Below are 23,601 nucleotides of genomic sequence, written 5' to 3' on the forward strand. Positions count from 1 at the left end.
GGCAACCTGCCCGAAGCCTGCAGCTGCTTCTATCAGATATCCAGCAGCAGACGAGCCGGGTCTTCCAGCAGGTTCTTGATGGTCACCAGGAAAGTCACGGCTTCTTTACCATCGATCAGGCGGTGATCGTACGACAGCGCCAGGTACATCATCGGGCGGATCACGACTTGGCCGTTGATGGCCATCGGACGCTGGATGATGTTGTGCATGCCCAGGATCGCAGCTTGTGGCGGGTTGACGATCGGAGTCGACATCATCGAACCGAAGGTACCACCGTTGGTGATGGTGAAGGTACCACCGGTCATCTCGTCGATGGACAGCTTGCCGTCACGGGCTTTCTTGCCGAAGGTGGCAATGCCGCCTTCGATTTCAGCCAGGCTCATCAGCTCGGCGTTACGCAGAACCGGTACGACCAGGCCACGATCGCTGGAAACGGCAACGCCGATGTCCGCGTAGCCGTGGTAAACGATGTCGCTGCCGTCGATCGACGCGTTGACTGCCGGGAAGCGCTTGAGTGCTTCGGTGGCCGCTTTCACGAAGAACGACATGAAGCCCAGGCGCACGCCGTTGTGGCTCTTCTCGAACAGATCCTTGTACTTCGAACGCAGTGCCATGACTTCGGTCATGTCGACTTCGTTGAAAGTGGTCAGCATCGCCATGTTCGACTGCGCTTCTACCAGGCGCTTGGCCACAGTGGCGCGCACGCGGGTCATCGGTACGCGCTTCTCGGTGCGGTCGCCGGCAGCGAACACTGGAGCAGCGGCAGCCGGTGCGGCAGCCTTGGCAGGTGCGGCGGCCGGAGCGTTCTTCTTGGCTTCAACAGCAGCAACCACGTCTTCCTTGGTGATGCGACCGTCTTTGCCGGTGCCTTTGACGGAAGCCAGGTTGATGCCGTTCTCTTCAGCCAACTGGCGCGCAGCCGGTGCAGCGATCGGGTCTTCAGCGCCAGCAGCCGGGGCGGCAGCTGGAGCCGCCGCAGCCGGTGCGGCAGCGGCGGCAGGAGCAGGAGCGGCAGCAGCGCCGCCCTCTTCGATCGAGCCCAGTACCTGGTTCGACAGGACGGTAGCGCCCTCTTCAGCAACGATCGCGCCCAGCACGCCGTCAGCCTCGGCCAATACTTCCAGTACGACTTTGTCAGTCTCGATGTCGACGATCAGGTCGTCACGCTTTACAGCGTCGCCAGGTTTCTTGTGCCAGGTGGCAACGGTGCCATCGGCAACCGATTCCGGGAATGACGGGGCTTTGATTTCGATAGCCATTATCTGTGGGTCCTTAAAATTCGGTTTCAGTCAGCGCGAAGGCGTTAAACAGTGAAAGCATCTTGCAGCAGTTTTTCCTGCTGCTCGGCGTGCATCGACGCATAACCACACGCAGGTGCAGCAGATGCATCACGGCCGGCGTACTCCAGGCCCAGGGCCTTGTTGTGGTTACCGATGCTGCGACGCAGGTGATGCTGGCTGCTGTACCACGCGCCCTGGTTCATCGGTTCTTCCTGGCACCACACCACGTTAGTGAGGTTGGTGTAAGGCGCGATGGCCTCCATCAGGTCGTCTTCCGGGAACGGGTAAAGCTGCTCGATACGCACGATGGCGATGTCTTCGCGGCCTTCGGCACGGCGTTTTTCCAGCAGATCGTAGTAAACCTTGCCGCTGCACAGGATCAGGCGAGTGACCTTGGCTGCGTCCAGCGTATCGATTTCTGGAATCACGGTCTGGAACGAACCATCGGCCAGATCTTCCAGGGTCGAGATGGCCAATTTGTGACGCAACAGCGATTTCGGGGTCAGCACTACCAGCGGCTTGCGCAGCGGGCGGATCACCTGGCGACGCAGCAAGTGGTAGATCTGGGCCGGGGTGGTCGGCACGCACACCTGGATGTTGTGCTCGGCGCACAGTTGCAGGTAGCGCTCCAGACGGGCCGAGGAGTGCTCCGGACCCTGACCTTCATAACCGTGCGGCAGCAGCATGGTCAGACCGCACAGGCGGCCCCACTTGTGCTCACCGCTGGTGATGAACTGGTCGATCACCACTTGGGCACCGTTGGCGAAGTCGCCGAACTGGGCTTCCCAGATCACCAGCGCGTTTGGCGTGGTGGTGGAGTAACCGTATTCGAACGCCAGTACGGCTTCTTCGGACAGGAACGAATCGTACAGGTCGAAACGTGGCTGGCCTTCGTACAGGTGCTTGAGCGGAATGTAGGTGCTGGCGTCTTTCTGGTTATGCAATACCGCGTGACGGTGCGAGAACGTACCACGGCCGATGTCCTGGCCGGTCATGCGGATCGGGTGACCTTCGAACGCCAGGGTCGCGTACGCCATGGTTTCGGCGTAACCCCAGTTGATCGGCAGGCCGCCGGCTTGCATCTTCTGACGGTCTTCGTAGATCTTCGCAACCTGGCGCTGCACCACGAAACCTTCTGGAATTTCCAGCAGCTTGGCGGACAGTTCCTGCAGGGTCTTGAGGTCGAACGTCGTGTCGTGACGGGCAGTCCAGGCATGGCCCAGGTATGGGCGCCAGTCCACGAACAGCTCTTTGTTCGGCTCTTTAACCAGGCTTTTCACTACGTGCAGACCATTGTCCAGCGCGTTGCGGTATTCATCGACTTTCGCCTGAACACGCGCATCGTCTACCACACCGGCCTTGATCAGGTTGTCGGCGTACAGCTCACGGGTGGTGCGCTGCTTGGTGATCTGCTGGTACATCAACGGCTGGGTGCCGCTTGGTTCGTCCGCTTCGTTGTGACCGCGACGGCGGTAGCAAACCAGGTCGATCACCACGTCACGCTTGAATTGCATGCGGTAGTCGACAGCGAGCTGGGTCACGAACAGCACGGCTTCCGGATCATCACCATTCACATGGAGGATCGGCGCCTGGATCATCTTGGCAACGTCGGTGGCGTACTCGGTGGAACGCGCGTCCAACGGGTTGCTGATGGTGAAGCCCACCTGGTTGTTGATGACGATGTGAACGGTACCGCCGGTCTTGAAGCCGCGAGTCTGCGACATCTGGAAGGTTTCCAGGACCACGCCTTGACCGGCGAATGCCGCGTCACCGTGGATGGAAATCGGCAGAACCTTCTCACCGGTGGCGTCGTTACGACGGTCCTGGCGAGCACGCACCGAACCCTCGACCACTGGAGAAACGATTTCCAGGTGGGATGGGTTGAAGGCCATGGCCAGGTGAACTTCACCGCCGGTGGTCATTACGTTGGACGAGAAGCCCTGGTGGTATTTAACGTCACCGGAACCCAGCTCGACCTTCTTCTTGCCTTCGAACTCGTCGAACAGTTCACGCGGGTTCTTGCCGAAGGTGTTGACCAACACGTTCAGGCGACCACGGTGAGCCATGCCGATCACGATTTCCTTGGTGCCGTAGGAACCGGAACGCTGGATCAGCTCGTCGAGCATCGGAATCAGGCTTTCGCCGCCTTCCAGGCCGAAACGCTTGGTGCCTGGGTATTTGGTGCCCAGGTATTTTTCCAGGCCTTCGGCAGCGGTTACGCGCTCGAGCAAGTGGCTGCGCACATCGGCGGACAACACCGGACGGCCACGCACGCCTTCCAGGCGATGCTGGAACCAGTGACGCTGCTCGGAATCGGTGATGTGCGTAAACTCAGCGCCGATGGTGCGGCAATATGTCTGCTGCAACGCTTCGTGAATTTCGCGTAGGCTCGCTTCCTCTTTGCCGATGAACAGGTCGCCGGCACGGAAGGTCGTATCAAGATCGGCATTGGTCAAGCCGTAATGATTGATCGACAGGTCAGCAGGTGCAGGACGCTGCCAGAGCCCCAGCGGGTCAAGCTGGGCCGCCTGGTGGCCACGCATCCGGTAGGCCTGGATCAGTCGCAGTACTTCAACTTGCTTCTTCTCGTGCTCACTGCTCACGCTGCCGGCGGAAACCGGTTGGGCGCGGCGCTGGTTCTTTGCCAGCAGCACAAACTGATCGCGAATTGTTGCATGCGATACATCGGTGGCAGCGTTGCCGTCTGAAGACAACGTCTGAAATTTGGTGCGCCATTCTTCTGGCACAGCGTTAGGGTCGTGCAGGTAGAGCTCATAAAGCTCTTCCACATAGGCAGCGTTACCACCTGAAAGATAGCCGCTGTTCCACATGCGCTGCATCACGCTTTCTTGCATGCTTGGTCACCCTCGGTTAGGGGACACCACCGGCGAAGACACCGAGTCTGCTTGCAAAAGGCCGAGTGCAGCGACCAAAACAAGCCACTTAGGATCACGCTGATAGTCCGGGTACCAACCCGGATGCCCCTGCTTGTCTCATTTCTTCAAAATAAGAGCCGCGACCTTGTAAGTCGCTGCTCAGGTTAAAACTACGGCGCCGGTTGAAGCCTGCGCCGCAGCATCTACGGGCACAACGGTCCTGCTTTGCTACAACGTCGCTTACACGCCGCTTTGCAGCAGCATGTTACGGATGTGACCAATGGCCTTAGTCGGGTTCAGGCCTTTGGGACATACGTTGACGCAGTTCATGATCCCGCGGCAGCGGAATACGCTGAACGGGTCATCCAGTGAAGCCAGACGCTCGGAGGTCTTGGTATCACGGCTGTCTGCCAGGAAGCGATAAGCTTGCAGCAGAGCGGCTGGACCCAGGAATTTGTCCGGGTTCCACCAGAAGGACGGGCACGAAGTCGAGCAGCAAGCGCACAGGATGCACTCGTACAGACCGTCGAGCTTTTCACGTTCTTCCGGGGACTGCAGACGCTCGATGGCCGGAGCCGGCGTGTCGTTCTGCAGGAACGGCTTAACTTTCTCGTATTGCTTGTAGAAGATGCTCATATCAACGACCAGGTCACGGATAACCGGCAAACCTGGCAGAGGACGAACGATCAGCTTGTTGCCTTTCACCACGGCGGACAGTGGCGTGATGCACGCCAGGCCATTCTTGCCGTTGATGTTCATGCCATCGGAGCCACAAACGCCCTCGCGGCAAGAGCGACGATAGGAGAAACCTTCGTCCTGCTCTTTGATCAGTGCCAATACATCCAGCACCATCAGGTCTTTACCACCGGTATCGACCTGGAACTCCTGCATGAACGGCGCAGCGTCCTGATCAGGGTTGTAGCGATAAACACTGACTTTCAACATGGCAGCCACCCTTAGTAAGTCCGAATCTTCGGTTCAAACGTCGGAACCGTCTTCGGCGAGAAGTTCACGGCACGCTTGGTTACGCGCTTGTCACCCGGGAAGTACAGGGTGTGGCACAACCAGTTTTCGTCGTCGCGATCTTCAAAGTCTTCACGGGCGTGGGCACCACGGGATTCTTTACGAACCTCGGCGGCGATCGCAGTCGCTTCAGCCACTTCCAGCAGGTTTTGCAGCTCAAGGGCTTCGATACGGGCAGTGTTGAACGCCTTGCTCTTATCGTTGATCTTGACGTTGGCGATGCGCTTGCGCAGGTCTGCCAGCTGAGCAATACCCTTCTGCATGTATTCGCCGGTACGGAATACACCGAAGTAGTTCTGCATGCAGCTTTGCAGCTCGCGACGCAGGGTAGCCACGTCTTCGCCATCGGTACGCTCGTTCAGAGCGTTCAGGCGCGCCATGGCCCGGTTGATGTCAGCCTCGGTCGCGTCGTCGTAATGGATACCGTCGGTCAGCGCCTTTTCCAGGTGCAGGCCGGCAGCGCGGCCGAATACCACCAGGTCGAGCAGCGAGTTGCCGCCCAGACGGTTGGCGCCATGTACCGATACGCAAGCCACTTCGCCTACGGCGAACAGACCGTGGATGATCTCGTCTTGGCCGTCGGCATTCTGGGTGATCGCCTGGCCGTGAATGTTGGTCGGCACGCCGCCCATCATATAGTGGCAAGTCGGAACAACCGGAACCGGAGCAACTACCGGGTCAACGTGGGCGAAAGTCTTGGACAGTTCGCAGATACCTGGCAGGCGGCTGTGCAGTACTTCTTCACCCAGGTGATCGAGTTTCAGCAGTACGTGGTCGCCATTCGGGCCACAGCCGTTACCGGCGATGATTTCCTTGACCATCGAACGGGCCACGACGTCACGACCGGCAAGGTCTTTGGCGTTCGGAGCGTAACGCTCCATGAAACGCTCGCCATGCTTGTTGATCAGGTAACCACCTTCACCACGGCAACCTTCGGTCACCAGTACACCGGCGCCGGCAATACCGGTCGGGTGGAACTGCCACATTTCGATATCTTGTACCGGCACGCCAGCACGCAGAGCCATGCCGACGCCGTCACCGGTGTTGATCAGGGCGTTGGTGGTCGAAGCGTAGATACGGCCTGCGCCCCCTGTCGCCAGAACGGTAGCGTTGGCGCGGATGTAGGTGGTTTCACCGGTTTCGATGCAGATGGCGATCACGCCGACGAATGCACCGTCGGCGTTCTTCACCAGATCCACCGCGTAGTACTCGTTCAGGAACGTGGTACCGGCTTTCAGGTTGCCCTGATAAAGGGTGTGCAGCAACGCGTGACCGGTACGGTCGGAAGCGGCGCAGGTACGGGCAGCCTGCCCGCCTTTGCCGTAATCCTTCGACTGACCGCCGAATGGACGCTGGTAGATACGGCCTTGCTCGGTACGGGAAAACGGCAGACCCATGTGATCCAGCTCGAACACCGCGGCCGGGCCTTCCTGACACATGTATTCGATAGCGTCCTGGTCACCGATGTAGTCGGAACCCTTGACGGTATCGTACATGTGCCAGCGCCAGTCATCGTTCGGGTCGGCGGAGGCGATGGCGCAAGTGATGCCACCCTGGGCCGATACGGTGTGGGAACGGGTCGGGAACACCTTGGTGATCACGGCAGTCTTGTGACCGCCCTGGGCCAGTTGCAGCGCTGCGCGCATGCCCGCACCGCCGCCACCAATAATGATGGCGTCGAAGGAAATAGTTGGAATGTTAGCCATGAATCAGATACCCCAAAGAATCTGCACACCCCAGACGAAGTAAGCGAACATCGCGACGCCGCATACTGCCTGGAAGAGGAAACGTACTGCGGTCGCGGACTTGCCCAGCGCCATCGGCGTCAGGTAGTCGGTCGCGATGGTCCACATGCCGACCCAGGCGTGAGCGCCCAGGGCTACAAGGGCCAGCAGACTGAAGATTCGCATCGCATTATGGGAAAACAGGCCGTGCCATTGCTCATAGCCGATGCCCGGATTTGCGACGAGGTATCCGATCAGGAAAATGAAATAAGCCGCGAGAACGACCGCAGACACACGCTGTGCCATCCAGTCATAGAGGCCCGAACGCGAAAGGTTCGTAACGCTGGTTACCATATCCAAACTCCTGCCAGAACGATCAGCACCACGGAAATGGCGATGATGATTTTCGAGCCCAGGCGGCCGCCTTCCAGCGTCTCACCGATACCCGCATCCATGATCAAGTGGCGCACACCGGCTACCAGGTGATAAAGCAGAGCGGACAGGAGGCCCCATGCTACGAACTTGGCCAGCGGGCTGGTCAAGCATGCCTTCACCTCGGCGTATCCTTCCTCGGAACCCAGGGATTTGCTCAATGCATAAAGCATGATGCCCAAGCCCAGGAACAGGATGATGCCGGAAACACGGTGCAGGAACGACGTAACGCCGGTGATGGGGAGTTTGATGGTCCTTAGGTCTAGGTTTACAGGTCGTTGGCTATTCACGGCTTTTTTTCACACTGAAGAGCCCCTAACAATCAGGGCAAAGTTGTTGGGGAGTGCACTGGTCAGGTAACCACCACCCAGGGATGCGACCCCCATCAAATCAGGCCCAAAAGCCCCTGGCGGTCGGAGGCCGAGTATAGACAGTTAGGTTACTAATGACAACGCGCACTCCTCACCCGAATAGCGCATTGCTTTAACCAGATAAAAGGCGTAAATGGCAGGCAATTTCGACGAAAAAGTATGGTTAAAGCCTTCTGGAGCAAGACTTTAGGCAAATTGACATCTGAATTTATCTCACTATAGTGGTGCGGGCCCTGCGTGGGGGGTCTGTCTGATGATTTGAAGCATAAATAGGAGGCCACATGGCTGACAAAAAAGCGCAGTTGATCATCGAGGGCGCAGCCCCCGTCGAGCTGCCCATTTTAACCGGCACCGTTGGTCCCGATGTAATCGACGTACGGGGCCTGACGGCCACGGGCCGTTTCACATTCGACCCAGGCTTCATGTCGACCGCCTCTTGCGAGTCGAAGATCACCTATATCGATGGGGATAATGGCATCCTGCTGCATCGGGGCTACCCGATCGAGCAACTGGCTGAGAAGTCGGACTACCTGGAAACCTGCTATTTGCTGCTAAATGGCGAATTGCCAACCGCCGAGCAGAAAGCCAAGTTTGTCAGTAACGTCAAGAACCACACCATGGTTCACGAGCAGTTGAAGACCTTCTTCAACGGTTTCCGTCGCGATGCCCACCCGATGGCGGTCATGTGTGGCGTGGTCGGCGCCCTGTCGGCCTTCTATCACGACTCCCTGGACATCAATAACCCGCAGCATCGCGAAATCTCCGCGATCCGCCTGGTTGCCAAGATGCCGACCCTGGCCGCGATGGTTTACAAGTACTCCATGGGCCAACCCATGATGTACCCGCGCAACGACCTGTCGTACGCGGAAAACTTCCTGCACATGATGTTCAACACCCCGTGCGAGATCAAACCGATCAGCCCGGTACTGGCCAAGGCGATGGACCGGATCTTCATCCTCCACGCCGACCACGAGCAAAACGCCTCCACTTCTACCGTACGCCTGGCCGGCTCTTCGGGTGCCAACCCGTTCGCCTGTATCGCCGCCGGTATCGCCGCATTGTGGGGCCCTGCCCACGGCGGTGCGAACGAAGCCGTATTGACCATGCTCGATGAAATCGGCGATGTCTCCAACATCGACAAGTTCATCGCCAAGGCCAAGGACAAGAACGATCCGTTCAAGTTGATGGGCTTCGGTCACCGCGTCTACAAGAATCGCGACCCACGTGCCACCGTGATGAAGCAGACCTGCGACGAAGTGTTGAAGGAACTGGGCATCAAGAACGACCCGCAACTCGAACTGGCCATGCGCCTGGAAGAGATCGCCCTGACCGACCCTTACTTCATCGAACGCTCGCTGTACCCGAACGTCGACTTCTACTCGGGGATCATCCTCAAGGCGATCGGCATTCCAACCAGCATGTTCACCGTGATCTTCGCTCTGGCGCGGACCGTGGGCTGGATCTCCCACTGGAAAGAAATGCTCTCCAGCCCGTACAAGATTGGCCGCCCGCGCCAGCTGTACACCGGTTACGAGTCGCGTGACATTACCAAGCTGGAAGATCGCAAATAAGCACCGACTGCTTGTTGCAATGAAAACGGCCTCCCTTTGTGGAGGCCGTTTTTGTTTGTGTCGGCCGGCCTGTTCGTTCCCACGCTCCGCGTGGGAATGCATACCGGGGCGCTCTGCGTCCCACGGCGTGACGCAGAGCATCACTAGAGGCATTCCCACGCAGAGCGTGGGAACGATCAAACCAGTCGCGTGACATTCCGAAGCTGGAAAATCGCAACTAAGCCGATCGTTCCCACGCTCCGCGTGGGAATGCATACCGGGGCGCTCTGCGTCCCACGGCGTAACGCGGAGCGTCACAAGAGGCATTCCCACGCAGAGCGTGGGAACGATCAAAACCAGTCGCGTGACATTCCGAAGCTGGAAGATCGCAACCAAGCCGATCGTTCCCACGCTCCGCGTGGGAATGCATACCGGGGCGCTCTGCGTCCCAAGGCGTGACGCGGAGCGTCACTAGAGGCATTCCCACGCAGAGCGTGGGAACGATCAAAACCAGTCGCGTGACATTCCGAAGCTGGAAAATCGCAACTAAGCCGATCGTTCCCACGCTCCGCGTGGGAATGCATACCGGGGCGCTCTGCGTCCCACGGCGTGACGCGGAGCGTCACAAGAGGCATTCCCACGCAGAGCGTGGGAACGATCAAAACCAGTCGCGTGACATTCCGAAGCTGGAAAATCGCAACCAAGCCGATCGTTCCCACGCTCCGCGTGGGAATGCATACCGGGGAGCTCTGCGTCCCAAGGCGTGACGCGGAGCGTCACTAGAGGCATTCCCACGCAGAGCGTGGGAACGATCAAAACCAGTCGCGTGACATTCCGAAGCTGGAAAATCGCAACCAAGCCGATCATTCCCACGCTCCGCGTGGGAATGCATACCGGGGCGCTCTGCGTCCCAAGGCGTGACGCAGAGCATCACAAGAGACATTCCCACGCGGAGCGCGGGAACGATCAAACGCCAGGCAAAAAAATGCCCCGGCCTTTCGACCGGGGCATTCTTATCCAGCGCCAACCTTAGTGATTGACCGCCCCGCTCGCCCCCAGGCCAGTCTGCGAACGCACAAACTGCGGGAAGAACAGCGCACGTTCCTTCTCTGCCGCCGCCGACTTGTCGGTGATGGAGAAGAACCAGATGCCGATGAACGCAATGATCATCGAGAACAGCGCCGGGTATTCATACGGGAAGATGGCTTTTTCATGGTGCAGGATCGAGACCCAGATGGTCGGGCCGAGAATCATCAGGCCGACAGCACTGACCAGCCCCAGCCAGCCGCCGATCATCGCGCCACGGGTCGTGAGCTTTTTCCAGTACATGGAAAGCAGCAGTACCGGGAAGTTACAGCTGGCAGCAATCGAGAACGCCAGGCCGACCATGAACGCGATGTTCTGGCTTTCGAACAGAATACCCAGGCCGATCGCCAAGACACCCAAGGCCACGGTGGTGATCTTCGACACGCGAATCTCATCTTTCTCGTTGGCCTTGCCCTTCCTGATCACGCTGGCATACAGGTCGTGTGACACCGCAGACGCACCGGCCAGGGTCAGGCCGGCAACCACCGCCAGGATGGTGGCGAAAGCCACGGCCGAGATGAAGCCCAGGAAGATACTGCCACCCACCGCATTGGCCAGGTGCACCGCCGCCATGTTATTGCCACCCAACAAGGCGCCTGCCGCATCCTTGAACGCCGGGTTGGTGCTGACCAGCAGGATCGCGCCGAAGCCGATGATAAAGGTCAGGATATAGAAGTAGCCGATGAAGCCCGTGGCATACAGCACGCTCTTACGCGCTTCCTTCGCGTCGCTGACGGTGAAGAAGCGCATCAGGATATGCGGCAGGCCGGCGGTCCCGAACATCAGGGCCAGGCCAAGGGAGAAGGCGGAGATCGGGTCTTTGACCAGGCCGCCGGGGCTCATGATCGCTTCACCTTTAGGGTGGACCTTGATCGCCTCGGAGAACAATGTATTGAAGTCGAAGTTGACGTGCTTCATCACCATCAGCGCCATGAACGAGGCACCGGACAGTAACAGCACCGCCTTGATGATCTGCACCCAAGTGGTTGCCAGCATGCCGCCGAACAGCACATACAGGCACATCAGGATACCCACCAGGATCACCGCAACGTGGTAATCCAGGCCGAACAGCAACTGGATCAACTTGCCCGCGCCCACCATCTGCGCGATCAGGTAGAACGCGACCACCACCAGCGAGCCGCAGGCCGACAGGCTGCGGATCTGGGTTTGGCCCAGGCGATAAGACGCCACGTCGGCAAAGGTGTACTTGCCCAGGTTACGCAAGCGCTCGGCGATCAGGAACAGGATGATCGGCCAGCCCACGAGGAAGCCGATCGAGTAGATCAACCCGTCATAACCCGAGGCGTAGACCAGTGCGGAAATGCCCAGGAAGGACGCTGCCGACATGTAGTCACCGGCAATCGCCAGGCCATTCTGGAACCCGGTGATCTTGCCGCCGGCCGCATAGTAGTCGGCCGCCGACTTGTTGCGCTTGGACGCCCAGTAAGTGATGCACAGGGTCGCGCCGACAAAGGCGATAAACATCACGATCGCCGAGATGTTCAGCGGTTGTTTGTGCACTTCGCCGGTCAATGCATCCGCAGCCCAAACAGCTGGAGCCAAAAGCGAAGCGCCGAATACTGCCAATAGACGCCGGATCATTGCGCAGCCTCCTTGAGAATCGCATTGTTCAGGTCGTCAAATTCGCCATTGGCCCGGCGCACATAAATGCCGGTCAGGATGAAAGCGGACACAATCAATCCGACGCCCAAGGGAATGCCCCACGTAATCGAGGAGCCAGGACTGATCTTGGCGCCCAGCACTTGCGGTCCATAGGCAATCAACAGGATGAAAGCGGAGTAAAGCCCAAGCATGATCGCCGAGAGAATCCAGGCGAATCTTTCCCTTTTTCTCACCAGCTCCTTGAAACGCGGGCTGTTTTGAATCGAGAGGTAAATGCTGTCGTTCATTGTTTTTATCCTCGCAGCACAGCTTTTTATTATTGGAACGTATCCACTGTATGCGGCTCTGGAACAGGTTCCAGACGACCTTAGTATTAGAGGGAGTGTAGCGAGGGTTTTCGAGGATGCAGGAGGATTTGCAGAGGGGGGGGATACCCCTGTGGGAAAGGGCAAGCCCCCTCCCACAAGGTTAAATCAGAGAATATTACTTAGCGGTCCACTCAGCGACGCGCTCAGGGTGCTTGGCCACCCAATCCTTGGCCGCGGCATCAGGCTTGGCACCCTCCTGGATCGCCAGCATGACTTCGCCGATTTCGTCCTTGGAGGCCCACTGGAATTTCTTCAGGAAGGCCGCGACTTCCGGCGCTTTCTTCTCCAGGCCCTTGCTGCCGATGCTGTTGACGGTTTCAGCAGCGCCATAAACGCCCTTTGGATCGTCCAGGAAGCGCAGTTTCCATTTGGCGAACATCCAGTGCGGCACCCAACCGGTGACGGCAATGGATTCCTGCTTGTCTTCGGCACGGGTCAGTTCGGCGATCATCGCCGCGCCCGAGCTGGCTTGCAGCTTATAGTCCAGACCGTATTGCTTGATGGCTTCGTCGGTCTTGAGCATCACGCCTGAACCGGCATCGATGCCGACGATCTTGTTCTTGAAGGTCGTATCAGTCTTGAGGTCTTCGATGGATTTGGCCTTGACGTACTCCGGCACGATCAGGCCGATCTTCGCATCCTTGAAGTTGGGGCCGTAGTCGACCACCTTGTCTTTGTTCTTGGCCCAGTACTCACCGTGGGTCACAGGCAACCACGCAGAGAGCATGGCGTCGAGCTTGCCGGTGGCGACGCCCTGCCACATGATCCCGGTGGCGACGGCTTGCAGTTTCACGTCGTAACCGAGTTTTTCCTTGATCACCTCTGCCGCCACATGGGTAGTGGCAACGCTGTCGGACCAACCGTCCACATAGCCGATGCTCAGGGTTTTGCTGTCGGCGCTGGCCAGTGTGGAGCTCATCGCAACTACCAGAGTGGCAGCTGCGCCCAAGAGTCGTCGCATCTTCATAATACTTCCCCGAAAGTGCTGCGCCCGACGGATGCCGGGCGACATCAACCTGTGTTGTTTTAGGGTGCGCCGCGCGCCCTTCACGCGCATCGATCCGGATGTTGCGGCATCAGTGGAGTGCTGACCTTGCGATAATCAACCTGCCGGGGTGTTGGACCTGCTCTGTCAGCGACCTTGTACGAGCAAGAAACGACATCACATAGCCAGTAGGACGCTTTGTCTTACCTGACGTCAAAATCCCGCCCGAACTTTGCATGTCAAAATCATGCAGCCCACTGAAACGGGCTAAATCGGGGTAAGATGCGCGCCTTTGCTCCCCAGATAAGCTGACCATGCCCGCGACTGCCCGCTTTCCTGCCCTGCCCTACTTTTTCGCTTTGTTCCTCGGCTTGCTTGCCATCGTCGGCTATTGGTACGGCATCGGCCGGCCCGTGGTGCTGCCGGACGTCGCCAGCGCCACACACAAGATGCAGTGCGCGTCCTACACGCCCTTCGATAAAGACCAATCGCCCTTTGACCAGCCATTCAAGCTGCGCCCCGAGCGCATGGATGCCGACCTTGCGCTGCTGGCCACGCGCTTTGAATGCATCCGCACCTACACGATGTCCGGCCTGGAAGCGTTGCCGGACATGGCGCGTAAACACGGGCTGAAGTTAATGGCCGGCGCCTGGGTCAGCAGTGACCCGATTGCGACTGAAAAAGAAGTCGACGAACTGATTGCAGCCGCCAACGCCAACCCCGACGTGATCACCTCGGTGATCGTCGGCAACGAGGCCTTGTTGCGCAAGGAAGTCACGGCCAGGCAACTGGTCACGCTGATCCATAAAGTCAAAAGCCAGATCAAGCAGCCGGTCACCTATGCCGACGTCTGGGAATTCTGGCTGAAACATCCGGAAATCGCCCCGGCAGTGGACTTCCTGACCATTCACCTGCTGCCGTACTGGGAAGATGATCCTTCCGGCATCGACCAGGCTCTCAAGCATGTCGGTGATGTACGCCAGACCTTTGGCAACAAGTTCGCCCCTAAAGATGTACTGATCGGCGAAACCGGCTGGCCCAGCGAAGGCCGCCAGCGCGAAACGGCTGTGCCGAGCCGGGTCAACGAAGCCAGGTTCATGCGCGGTTTCGTGGCCATGGCCGAAGCCAATGGCTGGCGCTACAACTTGATCGAAGCCTTCGACCAGCCGTGGAAACGCGCCAGTGAAGGCGCCGTCGGGGGCTACTGGGGCTTGTTCGATGCCGATCGCCAGGACAAAGGCATCCTCGCCGGCCCGGTGAGCAATGTGCCGTACTGGCCGCTGTGGCTCGGCGTAGGTGGCCTCATCCTGCTGGGCAGCCTGACGCTGGGCGGGCGCGTTCGCAGCCCTCGCAGCGCCCTGGTGCTGCCATTGCTCGGTGCCGTCGCAGCCTGCTCCATCGGCACCTGGGCGGAACTGACCCGCGTGACCGCACGCTTCAATGATGAATGGGTATGGGCAGGCTTGCTGGTGGTGTTGAACCTGCTGGTGCTGGCCCACGCCGCCCTCGCCCTCAGCGCCCGTCAGGGCTGGCGTGGTCGAGCCTTCGACTGGCTTGAGCAGCGTGCCGGCTGGCTGATCGCAATCGCCGGGTTTGCAGGGGCGGTGATGATGCTGGCGCTGGTGTTCGACCCGCGTTATCGCAGCTTTCCGAGTGCGGCGCTGGTGCTGCCGGCCCTGGTGTATCTGGTACGCCCGGTGACCGGGCCACGCCGGGAGATTGCCCTGCTGGCCTTCATCATCGGAGCCGGCATTGCGCCGCAGCTGTACCGCGAAGGGGTGTTGAACCAGCAGGCTTGGGGTTGGGCGGTGGTCAGCGCGCTGATGGTTGCAGCTTTGTGGCGTTGCTTGCGGGTGCGCAAGGTCTGAAACCGCTATCGGGAGCAAGCCCCCTCCCACAGTTGAATGCATTTGCCTGAGGCAATGAAGTCCACTGTGGGAGGGGGCTTGCTCCCGATAAGGCCCTATCAGACGCCGCGCGGCTTGCGGACCAACCGCAGCCCGGCAATCACCACCGCAAATACCGCAAACGTCGTGTTGTACAACGCCAACGCCGGCAACCCGAACACCATCCCCAACACAGCCAGCCCCCACCCCGCGCGACCCGGCACAAAGAACGCCAGCACCGACGCCACCAACGCCGCCCAACCCAGCACCTTGAAGTGAATCATCAACCCCAGGTTGGAGCGCAACTGGCATTCCCAGCGGCTGGCTTCATCGACGCAAATACCCACCCACCGGCCATCCTCCATGAAACCGTAGCGAGCGCCATAACTGGCGGCCAACCATAACGGCAGGGCAATAAGCAGCAGGATCAGCGGCAAACGACGAGACATGGGGCACTCCGATAGACAAAAACGGCGCCCAGCTTAATGCTCCGACGCCCATTGGCAAGGTACAAACATACAATTAGTGTTCAGCAGGGCCTGGCAAAGTGTATCGTCTGGCTGCTACACCCCCGATTCCTACGTTATTTTCCGATATTTCGTGCCGTGTGATGGCACTTCGGCGACAGGGCGGTGGTCATAGCCTGCGATCTTCATTCAGCACGTTTCCTCTTAGGGATTAAGTCATGCTCCGTTCCTTGCGCTGTGCGGCCCTGTTGGGCAGCCTATTTTTGAGTGCGTCAGCACTGGCGGTCGATATCGACCAAGCCACCTATGGCTACCCTTTGACCAACCCGTTTGAAGCGACCATCGCGACGACACCGCCCGACCTGCGGCCAAAGCTGCCGAGCAACGATGAGATCAACCAGTCCGACTACAGCCTGACCATGCGCCCGGAGCGTGAGTTCAGCCTCCCGGACAACTTCTGGGCCGTCAAGAAGCTCACCTACCGTATCGCCAAGCAAGACCGCGCCGCGCCGCTGATCTTCCTGATTGCCGGCACCGGCGCACGGTATGACAGCAGCCTCAACGAATACCTGAAAAAGCTCTACTACCAGGCCGGCTACCACGTGGTGCAGCTCTCCTCGCCCACCAGCTTCGACTTCATCGCGGCCGCCTCGCGCTTCGCCACCCCGGGCATCACCCAGGAAGACGCCGAAGACATGTACCGGGTGATGCAAGCGGTGCGCGCGCAGAATGCGTCGCTGCCCGTCACTGACTACTACCTGTCCGGCTACAGCCTGGGCGCGCTGGACGCCGCATTCGTCAGCAAACTCGACGAAACCCGGCGCAGCTTCAACTTCAAGAAAGTGCTGTTGCTCAACCCGCCGGTCAACCTCTACACCTCGATCACCAACCTCGACAAACTGGTACAGACCGAGGTCAAGGGCATCAACAACACCACCACCTTCTATGAGCTGGTGCTGGGCAAGCTGACCCGCTACTTCCAGCAGAAGGGCTACATCGACCTCAACGACGCCCTGCTGTATGACTTCCAGCAATCCAAGCAACACCTGACCAACGAACAGATGGCCATGCTGATCGGCACCTCGTTCCGTTTCTCGGCGGCCGACATTGCGTTCACTTCGGACCTGATCAACCGCCGCGGCCTGATCACCCCGCCGAAATACCCCATCAGCGAAGGCACCAGCCTCACGCCCTTCCTCAGGCGTGCGCTGCAATGCGACTTCGATTGCTACCTGACCCAGCAGGTCATTCCGATGTGGCGCGCGCGCACCGACGGCGGCAGCCTGTTGCAACTGGTCGACCAGGTCAGCCTTTACGCCCTCAAGGACTACCTGCACAGCAGCCCGAAAATCGCGGTCATGCACAACGCTGACGACGTGATCCTCGGCCCTGGCGACCTCGGTTTCCTGCGTCAAACCTTCGGCGATCGCTTGACCGTCTACCCGCTGGGCGGCCACTGCGGCAACCTCAATTACCGCGTCAACGCCGACGCCATGCTGGAGTTCTTCCGTGGCTAAATATCTTTTGCTGCTCGCCGCCTTGATGTGCGCGGGCGTGGCCAACGCCGACAACAGCAAGGCCCACGAGCCGATCAAGGTTGACTCCGATGGCTTCAAGGAGCCGCTGTCCAAGCTCAAGTTCAACCCCGGCCTGGACCAGCGTGAGTTCGAACGTTCCTCGCTGACCGCGCTCAACGTCTACGACCCGCTGGAATCGTGGAACCGCCGCGTCTACCACTTCAACTACCGGTTTGACCAATGGGTGTTCCTGCCTGTGGTCGACGGTTATACCTACATCACCCCACGCTTCCTGCGTACCGGCGTGAGCAACTTCTTCAACAACCTGGGCGACGTGCCCAACCTGTTGAACAGCCTGCTGCAGCTCAAGGGCCACCGCTCCCTGGAAACCACCGGGCGCCTGCTGCTCAACACCACCATCGGCATCGCCGGCCTCTGGGACCCGGCCACCGCCATGGGCCTGCCACGCCAGAGCGAAGACTTCGGCCAGACCCTGGGCTTCTACGGCGTGCCCGGCGGCGCGTACCTGGTACTGCCGATCTTCGGCCCATCGAACCTGCGCGACACCACCGGCCTGATCGTCGACTACGGCGCCGAAACCGAGGTCAACTTCCTCAACGTGTCCAAGGTCAGCGAAAACCATCCGGAAATCTGGGCCCTGCGCGCAGTCGACAAGCGTTACCAGACCAGCTTCCGTTATGGGCAGATGAACTCGCCGTTCGAATACGAGAAGGTGCGGTACATCTATACGGAATCGCGCAAGTTGCAGATTGCCGAGTAACCTCCCGAGGGGCCTGTCGACCGTGGCGGGCCCCTTTTGATCTCGCCGTAAAACAGCCACTCGTCGAATGCCGCCCGCATCGGCCAATCCCGCCTTCGCTTCGTAACACTTCAGCAGTTGCACAGCCGCTAGCAAAACTGCTGCAAAAGCCATCACTTAGCCATCCTCGGTTGCATCGGGTGATCGCCGTCAAAAAAAAACCTCGCGCACTCACTTCCAAACGCTATAACTACGCAGGCCAAACAAGCGAATTGGTTGGCCTCGCTCATTGCCATTACTTGTCGTTACTTCTATAAATTCCCTACCTCTTTTCCAGGGGGTAACAGCTTCGAATAATCGAGGCACTTCAACGTCACTCAGAAATAATAAGCACGTTTCATCCGTGGTGAACTTTCGCGGCCGTTACGGACAGCCATCCGTGAGGGCATCGGACTAAAACAGTTAATCTCAGATTTCATAAGGAAATGATGAAATGAAAACGCTTACTTCAATGCCTCCTTACGTCAAAGATGTCCGCTTATTCTCCGAACAGTTGAAAGAAGCCAACAGTTTTTTTGACGACCCGGCACTCAAAGACATTCAACTCAAGGACAACGACAATCCCTACGCTGATAAGGATGGGCTCATTGAATTTATCATCGGCAACGAACTGGTCAATGACCCGGAGGTGATGAAAAAAATCTCCGAGCTGAAAGAGTACCTGATCGGCATGACGTCCGTCGTTACCAACTATGTGCAGCGCAAGGCCGCCGCCGAAGGGGAGCAGTATAAAACCGATGTGAAACTGTGGAGCCTTGCGCTGTCAAAACTGCCGTTGATGGGTCCTAGTAAAATCGATGAGCAAACCTATTCGCGGCATATTCGCGGGGTCAGTATTGCCACTGACTTTGTCAACTTCATATTGGACATCGTCGCATCGCAAGGAAGCACCGCCCTGGACAGTTTTCAGAAGTTCCTGGCCAAACAAGGTGACGCCCTGCGCTTTGGTGTTGAAAAAAACAAGGACTTCTATAGAACCATTACGGTGGGTGTTTCCGTCGAAGTCTTCAAGATCGGCAACACCATCATGTACATTCCGAAAATCAAACAGTACCGCGTTAATTTCGACAGAAGCAACTCGAAGTTTTCGTCCGCGTGTGCCAGCGCCGAGTTCGTCGATATCAACTTTGCGTACCAATATGGTGCCAATGTCTTTGACTATGAAGCACTGAAGGATCCTGCCATCAAAAAAGACTTTGATGACTTCCTGCGCAAACAACGCAAATCACAAATTGAAGACGCTACTACGTTCTTCGACGATGATTTCCCTGTAAAAAAACCGACATCCGACCAGGTCAGCAAAGCCGGTTAGTTACTCCTGACGCGCCATGACACAGAAGCGACCAGTGAGGGGCCAGCCCTCATTGGTCGCCTTATCTGCTCGTTCAGTGTTACCACCCGCCTCCCGGCAGCCGAACGGTTGTGGGAACACTGAGCACCTTGCTTAAACTCGTGGAGCAACCACTCGACCACATCGCCCGTATACTGCAGCGCAGTCAGCGCAAACGCCCAGCGTGCAGGGGCGCGGCGAGTTTCTTGAGCCCTGCGCAAGGCCGGTGCTACCATGCCCGACCGCCTGTCTTGGCAAGGAATCAACTGGTTTATGAGCAGCATTCGCGAGCGCAACAAAGAAAAGATCCTGCGGGCGGCCAGCGAGGAGTTCGCCGACAAAGGCTTCGCCGCGACCAAAACCAGTGACATCGCCGCCAAGGCCGGGCTGCCCAAGCCCAACGTCTATTACTACTTCAAGTCCAAGGACAACCTCTACCGCGAGGTGCTCGAAAGCATTATCGAGCCGATCCTGGCCGCTTCCACGCCGTTCAATCCGCAGGGTGCCCCCAAGGAAGTGTTGAGCAATTACATCCGCTCGAAAATCCGCATCTCCCGCGACCTGCCCTTTGCCTCCAAAGTGTTCGCCAGCGAAATCATGCACGGCGCCCCGCACCTCAGTGCCGACCAGGTCGAGCAACTTAATGCCCAGGCCAAGCACAATATCGATTGCATCCAGAGCTGGGTGGAACGCGGCCTGATCGCAGCCATCGACCCCCATCATCTGATGTTCAGCATCTGGGCGGCGACGCAGACCTATGCGGACTTCGACTGGCAGATCTCGGCAGTGACCGGCAAGGCCAAGCTGGATGAAGCCGATTATGAGGCAGCGGCGCAGACGATTATCCGGTTAGTGCTCAAGGGCTGTGAGCTGGACTGATACACCGAGTGGCCTGTGCCCATCGGGAGCAAGCCCCCTCCCACATTTGACGGCGCACACCGTCAAAATTGTGGGAGGGGGCTTGCTCCCGATGGGGCCCTCAAGTCAGGCTGACACGCCCGCATCCGCCCACAACCCCAGCCCCTCGATCGCCGTGATCGCACACTGCTCGTCAATATCCGACGTATCCCCACTGATCCCGATCGCCCCCAGCACCAGCCCTGCCTGATCCCGGATCAACACGCCACCCGGCGCGGGTACCACGCTGCCCTGCCCCAGGCTGTTCAATGCCGCAATAAACGCCGGGCGCTGCTGGGCGTCCAGTGCCAACAAGCGAGACCCCTTGCCCAGTGCAATCGCACCCCAGGCCTTGCCGATGGCGATCTGTGGGCGCAGTAGGCTGGCGCCGTCTTCGCGCTGCAAGGTGATCAAGTGCCCGCCGCTGTCGAGCACCGCAATGGTCAGCGGAGCGGCCGAAATCGTGCGGCCTGCGGTAAGGGCCTGCCCGGCCAATTGGGTGGCGAGTTTCAAGGTTAAAGCGCTCATGGTGCCGTCCTTCTTTTGTTATTGGAAATACGGTGGAGGTCTGCTTGATCAGATGCTCGATCAAACAAATAGAACACAATGAAATAATTTTTTGTATACAATATTTGCAGACAAAGTCTCCACATATCGGAAAAACCCCTTCCGACGAGCGTAAAGGCTGGTTCATGAAATGCATTGACCTGCGCCTCTCGCCGTGAATACACTTTGACTACTCACCACTTGTATACAATTACAAAACGCAAGAGGCACCAAAACCATGAGCAAAATGAGAGCAATCGAAGCCGCCGTTCTGGTGATGCGTCGTGAAGGCGTCAACACCGCCTTTGGTATCCCGGGTGCTGCGATCAACCCGTTGTATTCGGCCTTGCAGAAGGTCGGTGGCATCGATCACGTCCTCGCTCGCCACGTTGAAGGTGCCTCGCACATGGCCGAGGGCTACACCCGCACCAAGACCGGGAATATCGGCGTGTGCATCGGCACATCGGGGCCGGCGGGTACCGACATGGTCACCGGCCTGTACAGCGCCTCGGCCGACTCGATCCCCATTCTCTGCATCACCGGCCAGGCACCCCGCGCCCGCCTGCACAAGGAAGACTTCCAGGCCGTCGACATCACCAGCATCGTCAAGCCGGTGACCAAGTGGGCTACCACCGTGCTGGAGCCCGGCCAAGTGCCCTATGCGTTCCAGAAAGCCTTTTATGAAATGCGCTCCGGCCGCCCCGGCCCGGTGCTGATCGACCTGCCGTTCGACGTGCAGATGGCCGAGATCGAATTCGACATCGACGCCTACCAGCCATTGCCCCTGGCCAAACCCTTGGCCACCCGCGTGCAAGTGGAGAAAGCCTTGGCACTGCTGGACCAGGCCGAACGTCCACTGCTGGTCAGCGGCGGCGGCGTGATCAACGCCGACGCCAGCGAACTGCTGGTGGAGTTCGCCGAGCTGACGGGTATTCCCGTCATCCCTACCCTGATGGGCTGGGGCACCATTGCCGATGACCACCCGCTGATGGCCGGCATGGTTGGTCTGCAAACCTCGCACCGTTATGGCAACGCCACCCTGCTCAAGTCGGACGTGGTGCTGGGCATCGGCAACCGCTGGGCCAACCGTCATACCGGTTCGGTGGATGTCTACACCGAAGGTCGCCGGTTCATTCACGTCGACATCGAACCGACGCAGATCGGCCGCGTGTTCACCCCGGACCTGGGTATCGTCTCCGACGCGGGCAGCGCACTGACGATGTTCATTGAAGTGGCGCGCGAGTGGAAAGCCGCCGGCAAGCTCAAGGACCGCAGCGCCTGGTTGCATGCCTGCCAGCAGCGCAAAGCCACCCTGCAGCGCAAGACCCACTTCGACAACGTGCCGGTCAAGCCGCAGCGGGTGTACGAAGAAATGAACCAGGTGTTCGGCAAAGACACCTGCTACGTCAGTACCATCGGCCTGTCGCAGATTGCCGGCGCGCAATTCCTGCACGTCTACAAACCCCGCCACTGGATCAACTGCGGTCAGGCCGGCCCCTTGGGCTGGACCATCCCGGCCGCGCTCGGCGTGGTCAAGGCGGACCCGAGCCGCAAGGTCGTGGCGCTGTCGGGCGACTATGACTTCCAGTTCATGATCGAAGAGTTGGCGGTGGGCGCGCAGTTCAAGCTGCCGTACATCCACGTGGTGGTGAACAACTCCTACCTCGGCTTGATCCGCCAGGCCCAGCGCGGTTTTGAAATGGACTACTGCGTGCAGTTGTCTTTCGACAACCTCAACGCGCCTGAACTCAATGGCTATGGCGTGGACCACGTGGCTGTCGCCGAGGGCCTGGGTTGCAAGGCACTGCGTGTGTTCGAACCCAGCCAGATCGCGCCGGCGTTGCGCCAGGCCGAGCAAATGGTCGAAGAATTCAAGGTGCCGGTGATCGTTGAGATTATTCTGGAGCGGGTGACCAATATTTCCATGGGCACCGAGATCAACGCCGTCAACGAATTCGAAGATCTGGCCCTGGTCGGCAACGATGCGCCGACCGCCATTTCCCTGCTCGATTAAGGAGAACCTTATGCCGCGTTTTGCTGCCAACCTGTCCATGCTGTTTACCGAGCAGGACTTTCTTGCCCGCTTCAAAGCGGCCGCCGACGCCGGTTTCCAGGGGGTCGAGTACCTGTTTCCGTACGAGTTCAGCTCGGCCGAAATCAAGGCGCAACTCGACGCCCATGGCCTGGCCCAAGTGCTGTTCAACCTGCCGGCCGGTGACTGGGCCAAGGGTGAGCGTGGCCTGGCCTGTCATCCGGACCGGGTCGAGGAGTTCCGCGCTGGGGTCAAGCTGGCCATCGCCTATGCCCAGGTGCTGGGCAATACCCAAATCAACTGTCTGGCGGGCATCCGGCCTGCCGGGGTAGATGATCAAACCCTGGAAACCACCTTCGTCGCCAACCTCAAGTATGCCGCCGACAAGCTGCAAGCGGCGGGCATCAAGCTGGTGATGGAGATGATCAATACCCGCGACATCCCAGGCTTCTACCTGAACAACACCGCCCAGGCCCTGTCGGTCCGCGAGCAAGTGGGCAGTGACAATCTGTTCCTGCAATACGACATCTACCACATGCAAATCATGGAGGGCGACCTGGCCCGAACCCTGGCGGCGCATCTGCAAGCGATCAATCACATCCAGCTGGCGGATAACCCCGGGCGCAATGAGCCGGGCACGGGGGAGATCAACTACCGCTTCCTGTTCGAACACTTGGACCGCATCGGTTACACGGGCTGGGTCGGCTGCGAATACAAGCCGCTGACCACCACCGAAGCGGGTTTGGGCTGGTTGAAAACCCACAACGCCATCTAATAAAAAGAGGATT

General features: G+C 58.9%; 19 protein-coding genes. 8 read left to right on the plus strand and 11 right to left on the minus strand.

What is annotated here, in order from left to right; translation table 11 throughout:
• Nucleotides 1-32: 32 nt before the first annotated feature.
• From odhB to sdhC, 6 genes are all read right to left on the minus strand, one after another.
• Entirely contained in the window at nt 33-1,259 is a 1,227-nt protein-coding gene (gene odhB, locus MJP36_RS21380) for a 2-oxoglutarate dehydrogenase complex dihydrolipoyllysine-residue succinyltransferase (protein WP_244383963.1), read from the minus strand.
• A 44-nt stretch (nt 1,260-1,303) separates the two neighbouring features.
• Entirely contained in the window at nt 1,304-4,135 is a 2,832-nt protein-coding gene (locus MJP36_RS21385) for a 2-oxoglutarate dehydrogenase E1 component (RefSeq protein WP_161548864.1), read from the minus strand.
• Nucleotides 4,136-4,396: 261 nt separating this feature from the next.
• Complete coding sequence (locus MJP36_RS21390) at nt 4,397-5,101, minus strand: succinate dehydrogenase iron-sulfur subunit (protein WP_003172807.1); 705 nt, start codon at nt 5,099-5,101, stop codon at nt 4,397-4,399.
• A gap of 11 nt (nt 5,102-5,112) precedes the next feature.
• Complete coding sequence (sdhA, locus tag MJP36_RS21395; RefSeq protein WP_060754520.1) at nt 5,113-6,885, minus strand: succinate dehydrogenase flavoprotein subunit; 1,773 nt, start codon at nt 6,883-6,885, stop codon at nt 5,113-5,115.
• Between the two features lie 3 nt (nt 6,886-6,888).
• A complete protein-coding gene (gene sdhD / locus MJP36_RS21400) occupies nt 6,889-7,257 on the minus strand; it encodes a succinate dehydrogenase, hydrophobic membrane anchor protein (RefSeq protein WP_003172805.1) in 369 nt (122 codons plus the stop codon).
• Nucleotides 7,251-7,625 carry a succinate dehydrogenase, cytochrome b556 subunit gene (gene sdhC, locus MJP36_RS21405; protein ID WP_016979564.1) on the minus strand — a complete coding sequence of 125 codons (375 nt, stop codon included), beginning with the start codon at nt 7,623-7,625 and terminating at the stop codon, nt 7,251-7,253. The genes sdhD and sdhC overlap by 7 nt, the downstream gene beginning before the upstream one ends.
• 362 nt (nt 7,626-7,987) lie before the next feature.
• On the opposite strand from sdhC, the gene gltA reads away from it, so the two are divergent.
• Nucleotides 7,988-9,277: a citrate synthase gene (gene gltA, locus MJP36_RS21410; protein WP_060754521.1), complete on the plus strand. Its 1,290-nt coding sequence runs from the start codon at nt 7,988-7,990 to the stop codon at nt 9,275-9,277.
• Between the two features lie 1,008 nt (nt 9,278-10,285).
• Here the strand turns inward: gltA and MJP36_RS21415 are convergent.
• From MJP36_RS21415 to MJP36_RS21425, 3 genes are all read right to left on the minus strand, one after another.
• Nucleotides 10,286-11,944, minus strand: a complete 1,659-nt coding sequence (locus tag MJP36_RS21415) for a cation acetate symporter (protein ID WP_060754522.1) — start codon at nt 11,942-11,944, stop codon at nt 10,286-10,288.
• Complete coding sequence (locus tag MJP36_RS21420) at nt 11,941-12,252, minus strand: DUF485 domain-containing protein (protein ID WP_003190001.1); 312 nt, start codon at nt 12,250-12,252, stop codon at nt 11,941-11,943. Before MJP36_RS21420 ends, MJP36_RS21415 begins: the two co-directional genes overlap by 4 nt.
• Before the next feature lie 196 nt (nt 12,253-12,448).
• Nucleotides 12,449-13,300, minus strand: a complete 852-nt coding sequence (locus MJP36_RS21425) for a glycine betaine ABC transporter substrate-binding protein (RefSeq protein ID WP_060754523.1) — start codon at nt 13,298-13,300, stop codon at nt 12,449-12,451.
• A 332-nt stretch (nt 13,301-13,632) separates the two neighbouring features.
• On the opposite strand from MJP36_RS21425, the gene MJP36_RS21430 reads away from it, so the two are divergent.
• Complete coding sequence (locus MJP36_RS21430) at nt 13,633-15,186, plus strand: glycoside hydrolase family 17 protein (protein ID WP_244383964.1); 1,554 nt, start codon at nt 13,633-13,635, stop codon at nt 15,184-15,186.
• A 98-nt stretch (nt 15,187-15,284) separates the two neighbouring features.
• Here the strand turns inward: MJP36_RS21430 and MJP36_RS21435 are convergent, their stop codons facing one another.
• Nucleotides 15,285-15,653: a hypothetical protein gene (locus tag MJP36_RS21435; RefSeq protein WP_090365963.1), complete on the minus strand. Its 369-nt coding sequence runs from the start codon at nt 15,651-15,653 to the stop codon at nt 15,285-15,287.
• Between the two features lie 236 nt (nt 15,654-15,889).
• Here MJP36_RS21435 and MJP36_RS21440 point away from each other — a divergent pair, with 236 nt between their 5' ends.
• The 4 genes from MJP36_RS21440 to MJP36_RS21455 all read left to right on the plus strand — a co-directional run bounded on the left by MJP36_RS21440 (nt 15,890) and on the right by MJP36_RS21455 (nt 20,217).
• Nucleotides 15,890-17,188 carry a serine/threonine protein kinase gene (locus MJP36_RS21440; protein ID WP_060754526.1) on the plus strand — a complete coding sequence of 433 codons (1,299 nt, stop codon included), beginning with the start codon at nt 15,890-15,892 and terminating at the stop codon, nt 17,186-17,188.
• Complete coding sequence (locus tag MJP36_RS21445) at nt 17,181-17,969, plus strand: MlaA family lipoprotein (protein WP_060754527.1); 789 nt, start codon at nt 17,181-17,183, stop codon at nt 17,967-17,969. The genes MJP36_RS21440 and MJP36_RS21445 overlap by 8 nt, the downstream gene beginning before the upstream one ends.
• 472 nt (nt 17,970-18,441) lie before the next feature.
• On the plus strand, nt 18,442-19,320 hold the full coding sequence (locus MJP36_RS21450; protein ID WP_158510691.1) for a hypothetical protein: 879 nt from the start codon (nt 18,442-18,444) through the stop codon (nt 19,318-19,320).
• Between the two features lie 291 nt (nt 19,321-19,611).
• Nucleotides 19,612-20,217: a TetR/AcrR family transcriptional regulator gene (locus MJP36_RS21455; protein WP_060754529.1), complete on the plus strand. Its 606-nt coding sequence runs from the start codon at nt 19,612-19,614 to the stop codon at nt 20,215-20,217.
• A gap of 105 nt (nt 20,218-20,322) precedes the next feature.
• Here the strand turns inward: MJP36_RS21455 and MJP36_RS21460 are convergent, their stop codons facing one another.
• Nucleotides 20,323-20,763: a GlcG/HbpS family heme-binding protein gene (locus tag MJP36_RS21460; protein WP_060754530.1), complete on the minus strand. Its 441-nt coding sequence runs from the start codon at nt 20,761-20,763 to the stop codon at nt 20,323-20,325.
• A 256-nt stretch (nt 20,764-21,019) separates the two neighbouring features.
• Here MJP36_RS21460 and gcl point away from each other — a divergent pair, with 256 nt between their 5' ends.
• Nucleotides 21,020-22,795, plus strand: coding sequence for a glyoxylate carboligase (gene gcl / locus MJP36_RS21465; RefSeq protein ID WP_244383965.1), 1,776 nt, complete (start codon nt 21,020-21,022; stop codon nt 22,793-22,795).
• A gap of 10 nt (nt 22,796-22,805) precedes the next feature.
• Nucleotides 22,806-23,588, plus strand: a complete 783-nt coding sequence (hyi, locus tag MJP36_RS21470; protein ID WP_244383966.1) for a hydroxypyruvate isomerase — start codon at nt 22,806-22,808, stop codon at nt 23,586-23,588.
• Nucleotides 23,589-23,601: the final 13 nt, after the last annotated feature.

Source organism: Pseudomonas palleroniana (assembly GCF_022836895.1).
Classification (GTDB): Bacteria; Pseudomonadota; Gammaproteobacteria; order Pseudomonadales; family Pseudomonadaceae; genus Aquipseudomonas; species Aquipseudomonas palleroniana.

Excerpts from the sequence above, each read along its gene's own strand:
- odhB (WP_244383963.1), bottom strand. The coding sequence starts at position 1,259 with ATGGCTATCGAAATCAAAGCCCCGTCATTCCCGGAATCGGTTGCCGAT.
- MJP36_RS21385 (WP_161548864.1), bottom strand. The coding sequence starts at position 4,135 with ATGCAAGAAAGCGTGATGCAGCGCATGTGGAACAGCGGCTATCTTTCA.
- MJP36_RS21390 (WP_003172807.1), bottom strand. The coding sequence starts at position 5,101 with ATGTTGAAAGTCAGTGTTTATCGCTACAACCCTGATCAGGACGCTGCG.
- sdhA (WP_060754520.1), bottom strand. The coding sequence starts at position 6,885 with ATGGCTAACATTCCAACTATTTCCTTCGACGCCATCATTATTGGTGGC.
- sdhD (WP_003172805.1), bottom strand. The coding sequence starts at position 7,257 with ATGGTAACCAGCGTTACGAACCTTTCGCGTTCGGGCCTCTATGACTGG.
- gltA (WP_060754521.1), top strand. The coding sequence starts at position 7,988 with ATGGCTGACAAAAAAGCGCAGTTGATCATCGAGGGCGCAGCCCCCGTC.
- MJP36_RS21415 (WP_060754522.1), bottom strand. The coding sequence starts at position 11,944 with ATGATCCGGCGTCTATTGGCAGTATTCGGCGCTTCGCTTTTGGCTCCA.
- MJP36_RS21420 (WP_003190001.1), bottom strand. The coding sequence starts at position 12,252 with ATGAACGACAGCATTTACCTCTCGATTCAAAACAGCCCGCGTTTCAAG.
- MJP36_RS21425 (WP_060754523.1), bottom strand. The coding sequence starts at position 13,300 with ATGAAGATGCGACGACTCTTGGGCGCAGCTGCCACTCTGGTAGTTGCG.
- MJP36_RS21430 (WP_244383964.1), top strand. The coding sequence starts at position 13,633 with ATGCCCGCGACTGCCCGCTTTCCTGCCCTGCCCTACTTTTTCGCTTTG.
- MJP36_RS21435 (WP_090365963.1), bottom strand. The coding sequence starts at position 15,653 with ATGTCTCGTCGTTTGCCGCTGATCCTGCTGCTTATTGCCCTGCCGTTA.
- MJP36_RS21440 (WP_060754526.1), top strand. The coding sequence starts at position 15,890 with ATGCTCCGTTCCTTGCGCTGTGCGGCCCTGTTGGGCAGCCTATTTTTG.
- MJP36_RS21450 (WP_158510691.1), top strand. The coding sequence starts at position 18,442 with ATGAAAACGCTTACTTCAATGCCTCCTTACGTCAAAGATGTCCGCTTA.
- MJP36_RS21455 (WP_060754529.1), top strand. The coding sequence starts at position 19,612 with ATGAGCAGCATTCGCGAGCGCAACAAAGAAAAGATCCTGCGGGCGGCC.
- MJP36_RS21460 (WP_060754530.1), bottom strand. The coding sequence starts at position 20,763 with ATGAGCGCTTTAACCTTGAAACTCGCCACCCAATTGGCCGGGCAGGCC.
- gcl (WP_244383965.1), top strand. The coding sequence starts at position 21,020 with ATGAGCAAAATGAGAGCAATCGAAGCCGCCGTTCTGGTGATGCGTCGT.
- hyi (WP_244383966.1), top strand. The coding sequence starts at position 22,806 with ATGCCGCGTTTTGCTGCCAACCTGTCCATGCTGTTTACCGAGCAGGAC.